Source organism: Christiangramia aquimixticola (genome assembly GCF_048285835.1).
GTDB classification, from domain to species: Bacteria; Bacteroidota; Bacteroidia; order Flavobacteriales; family Flavobacteriaceae; genus Christiangramia; species Christiangramia aquimixticola.
On the sequence record NZ_JBLVTL010000286.1, the window covers coordinates 1 to 287 of the forward strand.

The window sequence follows — 287 nt, forward strand, 5'->3', positions numbered from 1 at the left end:
CGATCACCGGCAAATCTGCGGAGTATCTCTCCCGGCTTCGAAATGAGAAAATTGGCTTTGTATTCCAGTTTCACTACCTGCTCCACGAGTTTTCCACCTTGGAAAATGTAATGATTCCGGCCTTAAAGCTTGGCAAGTATTCCCGGGAGGAGATCGAGCATCGCGCAATGGAAAAGCTTCGGATTTTTGACATGCAGGATCATGCCCTGAAAAAGGCAAACCAACTTTCAGGAGGGCAAAAACAACGGGTAGCCATTGCCCGCGCCCTGATTAATGACCCTTTACTG

1 protein-coding gene is annotated in these 287 nt (G+C 48.4%); it reads left to right on the forward strand.

What is annotated here, in order from left to right; genetic code table 11:
* The coding region (locus ACNKXV_RS14515) for an ATP-binding cassette domain-containing protein (RefSeq protein WP_417908412.1) at positions 1–287 on the forward strand (287 nt) is incomplete at both ends.